This is a genomic window from Deltaproteobacteria bacterium (assembly GCA_030654105.1).
Classification (GTDB): domain Bacteria; phylum Desulfobacterota; class SM23-61; order SM23-61; family SM23-61; genus JAHJQK01.
The window spans coordinates 1-7,370 of sequence record JAURYC010000004.1; the positions used below are offsets into that span (position 1 = coordinate 1).

Consider the following 7,370-nt stretch of genomic DNA (forward strand, 5'->3'; position numbering starts at 1 on the left):
CGGTCGGTAGCTGGGTAGCTCCGATGAGGGAATTCGTCCGGGAAAGAGTCGAGAAGTCAGCGGCTAAATATGCCAAGGAGAAGGGGATAACGCCGAGAACCAGTGAAGCTTTAAAGTAAGTACATCACGCCAAAGTGAGCAAGAGTTATGACCCAGGAACCATTGTTGAGAGTCAACAATATTGAAGTCGTCTACGAGCATGTCATTTTAGTCCTGAAAGGGGTCTCCCTGCAGGTGCCCCAGGGGGGGTTTGTAGCCCTCCTCGGGGCCAAGGGGGCCGGCAAAAGCACGACCCTCAAAGCCATCTCCAATCTTTTGCGGGCAGAGCGGGGTGAAGTCACCAAGGGAGTCATCGAATTCCTGGGGGAGCGCATCGACCGCAAGGATGCTGCGGAGGTGGTGCGAAGAGGAATCGTCCAGGTAATGGAAGGAAGGCGCAAATTCGAGCACCTGACCGTGGAGGACGATCTCCTCACCGGAGCCTACAGCAGACGGGATGCCCATTTAGTCAAAAGGGACCTGGATCTGGTTTACAGCTATTTCCCCAGGCTGGCTGAGCGGCGTAACGTGAAAACGGGTTATATCTCCGGGGGGGAGCAGCAGATGGTGGTCATCGGAAGAGCCCTGATGGCTCGCCCCAAGCTGATGCTTCTCGATGAACCCTCCATGGGCCTGGCCCCTTTGCTGGTCCAGGAGATCTTCGACATCGTGGTCCGACTGAACCGCGAGGAGAAAGTGGCCATCCTTTTGGCAGAGCAGAATGCAGCCATGGCCCTCCAGATCGTCCGGTACGGATATGTCATGGAGAACGGACGCCTGGTTTTGGACGGTGACGCTGATACCCTTCGCGACAACGAAGACGTAAGGGAATTTTACCTGGGCCTGACGGAAATTGGAAAGAAGAGCTACCGGGATGTAAAACATTACAAAAGAAGAAAACGCTGGTTGAGTTAAGTTAGGGAAGGGCGGAGTAAAGGTATTGGTTTCGGGTTCGAGGAACTGAAATTAGCCGTGGAAAATGCTCTTATTAAAAAAAGGTAGCCCAGCGGAGGGAAGGATTTGAGCACAGTGACGGTAACGATCAATGGACTTCCAGCCAGTGGCAAAGCCGGAATGACCATCTTGGATTTGGCGAAGAAGATGGAAATTCGCATCCCCACCCTTTGTTATCATGCCTACCTTTCTCCTGCCGGCGCCTGCCGGGTCTGTTTGGTGGAGGAAGAAAAATCAGGGGCCCTTTTGGCCTCCTGCGTGTCGCCCATATCGCCCGGGATGGTAATCCGAACCCATTCTCCTAAAGTGCTGGAGACGCGGAGAATGGTGGTCAAGTTAATGCTGGCCAGCCATCCTGAATCTTGCCTCCTTTGCGACAAGGGGAATCGCTGCCAACTTAGGCAGATAGCCGCTGAACTGGATATCGGGCTGATTGATTTATACAAGTTGCCCAACTATTCAGGGACCATCGAGGTCAATCCCTTCATCCAGCGGGACCTTTCCAAATGCATCCTCTGCGGCCAATGCATCCGCGCGGACCATGAACTGGTAGTTGAAGGAGCCATTGACTATTCCCGGCGAGGGTTTGAAGCTCAACCGGCAACTTTACAGGATCAGCCCTTAGACCAATCAGGGTGTACATTCTGCGGGACCTGTGTGGTCCTTTGCCCCACGGGCGCTTTGAGTGAAAAAGATAAACTGTCCGTAGATACGGCGGCCAGCAAAATACCCTCGGTTTGCCCTTATTGCGCTTGCGGCTGTTCTCTCCTTTTGGGAACGAACGCTGGGAAAGTGGTGGAAGCAAGTCCGAATGGGCAAAAGGATTCAGTGAATTACCCCACCCTTTGCGTCAAAGGGCGCTATGGCTGGGAGTTCATTAACAGCCCGGACCGATTGAAGACGCCTCTGATCCGCAGGGGAGAAAAACTTGTAGAATGCTCTTGGGAAGAAGCCCTGGATTTCGTAGCTGCCGGATTGCAAAGAGTTCACAACCAACATGGCCCGGATACGTTGGGCTTTTTGGGGTCTTCTAAGTGCACCAATGAAGAGAATTACCTTTTGCAGAAACTGGCCCGGGGTGGACTTGGGACGAATAACATCGATCACGGCGGTCCTTTCCATGAGCTCCCTGCTCCCCAGGTATTTGGGCCCGACCTGGCATGGGGGGCCATGACCAACCCCATTCAGGACCTTGAAGAGTCAAAGTGCATTCTGGTCATCGGGGCTAACCCGGAAGAAACGGCTCCCATCGTGGCTTACAAGATCAAGCGAGCGGTTCGTTTGCGGGGGGCACAACTGATCCTGATAGATCCCCGGTGGACAAAATTGGCATCGTTCGCCCGCCCCTGGTTGCAGCCCAAGGAGGGGAGCGAAACCTATTTAATCCTGGCTTTCATCCGCGCGATTCGGGATGAAGGGATTGGGGAAGGCCCGGAAAAGGGAGATCAACGAGAAGGGTTAGAGAAATTTTGGGAAGAAAGCCAGTCGTGGAAATGGCAGCAGGTGGAAGAGATAACCGGGATTGAAGAAGATCTTTTGCGCAGTTGCGCCAGGAATTTGGCTACTGGCAAGCCGTCGGCGATTGTTTTTGGCAATGGCCTTTGGCAAGGGATGGACGGAGCCCCCTGCCTCGAGGCGCTGGTGAACCTGGCCTTGTTCGCGGGAAGTATCGGGGAGGGGGGCGGGGGTTTTTATCCTCTGGGGAAGGAAAGCAATGCCCAGGGTGCCCGCGACATGGGAACCCTGCCAGGCTTCCTTCCGGGTTATCAATCCCCGGAAGATCCCCTGGTAAGAAAAAAATTTGAAAAAGCCTGGGGTAAATCGCTGCTCTTGGGAAAAGGCTTAACGGCGTTGGCGATGATCAAGGCTGCCCGGGCGGGAAAATTGAAGGGAATGTACATCATGGGAGAAAACCCCCTTCGTTCCTTTCCTGAGGGCCCTTATGTGGAGGAGGCTTGCCGGAAATTGGATTTTTTGGTGGTGCAGGATCTCTTCCTTGGCGAGACAGCCAAGCTCGCTCATGTGGTTCTCCCCGCCTGCAGTTTTGCCGAAAAAGAAGGAACGATGACCAACACCGAACGTCGCGTCCAACGCCTGATAGCTGCCACCGAGCCGGTTGGTCAGAGCCTTCCCGACTGGAAAATTTTAGCGGAAATTTCCCGGCGAATGGGTTTGCCCAAAGATTATAGGTCGCCCCAAGAAGTTATGGAGGAAATCAAAGAGCTTGTCCCCATCTACGGGGGGATTACCTATGATCGCTTGGCCCAAGGAAGTCTGCACTGGCCTTGTTGGGATGAGCATGATCCAGGCCACCCTCATTTCTATGAAAAAGGTTGGTCATGGCCCCCCAAATATTTTTTAAACATGCCCCGGTTAAATAGCCAAGAAGGGAAAGAGAGAAGGAACAATTCTTTTCGCCTAATTTTAGGGTCAACGTTGTGGCACTTTGGCAGCGGGACCCGCAGCTTCCGATCACCCAAACTCAAGGGATTCCGCAGCCAAAGAATCTTGCAGATGAACCCGGGGGATGCTGTGAGGTTAGGGTTGAACGAAGGCAGCCGGGTGAAAATTTCTTCACCTCAAAAAGAGATGTCCTTTGGCATCTCTTGCCAGGAAGGTCTCCCGCCGGGAACCCTCTTTTTACCCGCTTCTCCAGGCGAGGAGAACGTCTATGACCTGTTACCCTTTCCCTCCGATTGGCCGATGGATTTTCCAGCTAAAAAGACAATTGAAGTTAAAGTGGAAAGGATTTGAACCATGGAAATGGAGAAGGTCCATTTTGCCCAGGAAGAAATGATGCGGGTCCAAAAAATAATTCAGGAGTATCAAGCCCAGAAATGGGGGTTGATTCCATTGCTGCAGAAGATCCAGGGGGAATTGGGATATATCCCCCAGGAGACTCTGAAGCCCATTGCCGAGGCCCTCAATCTATTTCCCAGCCAGGTCCAGGGGGTGGTTACTTTTTATTCTCAGTTTTCCCTTGCTCCGCGGGGCAAATACGTCATCCGGGTGTGCCGCGGGACGGCCTGTCATGTGCGGGGAGGAAGATCCATTCTGCGGATGGTTAAGCGGGAATTGGGTATTGATGAAAAAGAAACCTCGAAGGATTTCAAGTTCACCCTGGAAACAGTGGCCTGTCTGGGAGCCTGTTTCTTAGCCCCGACCATGATGGTGAACCGGAATTATTTTGGCCGGCTTTCCCCTCCCAAGATTATTTCCATATTGGGACAACATCAATAAAAGGATGGAATTCGTCCTAACATGACCAGACTTTTATCTTCTCAGGCCTTGAACGACTTTCGTGAGCGGATCTGCCGGGAATCCGATCCCCAAAAAACCTGCATCCGGATTTGCATGACCGGTTGCCGAGCCTATGGCGCAGCCGAAGTACGGAAGGCCTTTGAGGAAGAATTAAAAGCCCGGGGATTATCTACAAAAGTGGAGCTAAGAGATACCGGGTGCCAGGGGTTTTGCGCCCGGGCTCCGGTGGTTTCCATTGATCCTTACGGGTATTTTTACCAGGAAGTCACTACGGCCGACGTGGTCCATATTATCGCCCGTACCATTCAACAGGGGGAAATTCTGGGCCACCTTTTATACGAAGACCCTCGCAGCGGAATGAAGATCCCTTACTGGGAACAGATCCCCTTTTTCAAGGGGCAAACCCGGCGGGTGCTGGAACATTGCGGCCGGGTTGACCCAACCAAGATGATTCATTACATCGCCCGGAATGGATACGCCGGATTCCAGAAAGCTCTGATGATGACTCCCGAGGAAATCATCGGGACCATGGAGAGGTCTGGGCTAAGAGGTCGGGGGGGAGCGGGTTTCCCCACGGGCCGCAAGTGGCGCCTGGCCCACCTGTCCCCCCATTCCCCGAAGTATATCGTTTGTAATGCCGATGAAGGGGATCCAGGGGCCTTTATGGATAGAGCCGTTCTTGAGGGGGATCCCCACAGCGTCCTGGAAGGCATGCTCATCGGAGCCTATGCCATTGGGGCCGAGTACGGGTACATCTATGTGCGCGAAGAATACCCGATAGCCGTAGATCATTTAACCATCGCGATTCTCCAGGCGAAGGAACTGGGCCTCCTGGGGGAAAATATCCTGGGGAGCGGATTCAACTTTTCTCTGGAACTGAAAATGGGAGCCGGAGCCTTCGTCTGCGGTGAGGAGACCGCCCTGATGGCTTCCATTGAAGGCCGGCGGGGCATGCCCCGGCCGCGCCCTCCCTTCCCGGCCCAGGCAGGCCTGGACGGGAAGCCTACCAATATCAATAACGTAGAAACGTTTGCCAATGTCCGTTCCATCCTCTTAAACGGCAGCGATTGGTATGCAAGCGTGGGAACCGAGGAAAGCAAGGGAACCAAGATCTTCTCGCTGGCGGGTAAGGTAAACAACACCGGGCTGGTAGAGGTTCCGGTCGGCATCTCCATGCGGGAAGTAATTTTCGGGATCGGGGGGGGAATTCCTAAAGGGCGCCGGTTTAAAGCCGTCCAGATGGGAGGACCCTCGGGGGGATGCGTGACCGAAAAATATCTGGATCTTCCCATCGACTATGGTTCTTTACAGGCCATCGGGTCGATCATGGGTTCGGGCGGCATGGTGGTCATGGATGAGAATAACTGCATGGTGGAAATTGCCCGCTTCTTCCTCAGTTTTACTCAGTCCGAATCCTGCGGGAAATGCAGCCCCTGCCGCCTGGGAACCACGGAAATGCTCAAAATCCTCACCCGCATTACCCAGGGGGAAGGTCAGGAAAAAGACATCGACCTGCTCATCAAAATCGGCCATGCGGTTCGCGATTCCGCCCTTTGCGGGTTGGGGCAGACCTGTGCCAAACCGGTCCTTTCCACCATTAAATATTTTCGGGATGAATATGAAGCCCATATTCGGGATAAACGTTGTCCCGGAGCAGTCTGCGAAGCCCTGGTGGTTTCCGCCTGCCATCATACCTGTCCGGTGGGAATTAGCGTCCCTAAATACATCGCCGCTATTGCCGAAGGAAAGTATGCTGAAGCCGCCGAGGTGATCCGGGAAAGAAATCCTTTCCCGGCCATATGCGGGCGGATCTGCCATCATCCTTGCGAAATCAAGTGCCGGCGGGGAGAACTGGACGAAGCCGTGGCCATTCGTTCCCTCAAGCGGTTCGCAGCAGACTGGTATTTCAATTTTATTTTCCAGACTCCAGAGCCTTTTCCCTTAACCAAAAAGCAGAAAGTGGCCATCATCGGCGCCGGCCCGACGGGATTGACCTGTGCTTACTACCTCAGGAGGATGGGTTATCCCGTTACGGTCTTCGAAGCCCTTCCGGTGGGGGGCGGAATGTTGATGGTGGGAGTTCCGGAATTTCGCCTTCCCAAGGCTGTCGTTCAGAAAGAAATCGAATATCTTCAGCAACGCGGGGTGGAGATTCGCTACAATCACCCCATCAATGTCAATTATACGATCGATTCCCTGAGGGAAGAAGGCTACCAGGCTGTGTTCATTGCCGCCGGGAGTCAGAAGAGTCAGAAAATAGGAATCCCGGGAGAGGATGAAAGCCTGGCGGGCCTGTATTACGGGTTGGGGTTCCTCCGGGAAGTGAAATTGGAGAAAGAGATCGAGATCGGTCAGAAAGTGATCATCATCGGAGGGGGTAATGTAGCCATCGATGTGGCCCGCTCAGCCCGCCGCTTGAGATGGGATAGAGAGGGACAGCCAGAGGTTCATGTATTTTGTCTCGAATCCCGGGAAGAGATGCCCGCCACCAATGAAGAAGTGGAAGCAGCCCTGGAAGAAGGAATTTTCATTCATTATTCTTTGGGAGTTAAGAGGGTCCTGAGTGATAAAGGGAAATTTGCGGGAATTGAAACCATCGCCGTGCAATCGGTCTTCGACCAGGAGGGGCGATTCAACCCAACGTTTACCCCCGGATCGGAGGGCTTGTTTCAAGGGGACACGATCGTGATGGCGGTGGGCCAAGCCCCGGATCTCTCCTTCCTTCCTGCCGATAGTAAATTGGAGCGAACCAAGTGGGAAACTTTAGTGGTGAATGCCAACACCCTCGCTACCAATATCGAGGGCATCTTTGCCGGGGGGGATTTTGTTACCGGGCCCACCCATATTATCGAAGCCATAGCCGCCGGCCGCCGGGCGGCGGTCTCGATTGATAAAAGTTTCCATAAAGACACCAGTCCCGTTATTTTTTTCGACCAAAAAGAATCAGGTGGACCGGAGGACCTCAGTGAAAAATTAAGTACGGTTGAAGAAGGAAAACCCCGGGTGAAATCGGTTTTCTTACCTCCGGAAGACCGGGTCCATGATTTCCGGGAGATCGAACTGGGGTTTACGGAGGAGAAAGCAAGAGAAGAAGCCAAGCGCTGTCTTCGCTGCGA

The 7,370-nt window shown here is 53.6% G+C and carries 4 protein-coding genes; all 4 read left to right on the forward strand.

Translation table 11 applies throughout. The features are described 5' to 3' along the window. Nucleotides 1–147 precede the first annotated feature (147 nt). Nucleotides 148–954 carry an ABC transporter ATP-binding protein gene (locus tag Q7V48_00145; protein MDO9209154.1) on the forward strand — a complete coding sequence of 269 codons (807 nt, stop codon included), beginning with the start codon at nt 148–150 and terminating at the stop codon, nt 952–954. Nucleotides 955–1,068: 114 nt separating this feature from the next. Next, a complete protein-coding gene (locus Q7V48_00150; GenBank protein ID MDO9209155.1) occupies nt 1,069–3,747 on the forward strand; it encodes a molybdopterin-dependent oxidoreductase in 2,679 nt (892 codons plus the stop codon). Nucleotides 3,748–3,750: 3 nt separating this feature from the next. After that, nucleotides 3,751–4,233 (forward strand): NADH-quinone oxidoreductase subunit NuoE, encoded by a 483-nt coding sequence (gene nuoE, locus Q7V48_00155; GenBank protein MDO9209156.1) that lies wholly within the window; start codon nt 3,751–3,753, stop codon nt 4,231–4,233. Nucleotides 4,234–4,254: 21 nt separating this feature from the next. Then, nucleotides 4,255–7,370, forward strand: a 3,116-nt coding sequence (gene nuoF, locus Q7V48_00160; protein ID MDO9209157.1) for an NADH-quinone oxidoreductase subunit NuoF, incomplete at its 3' end; no start/stop codon positions are given.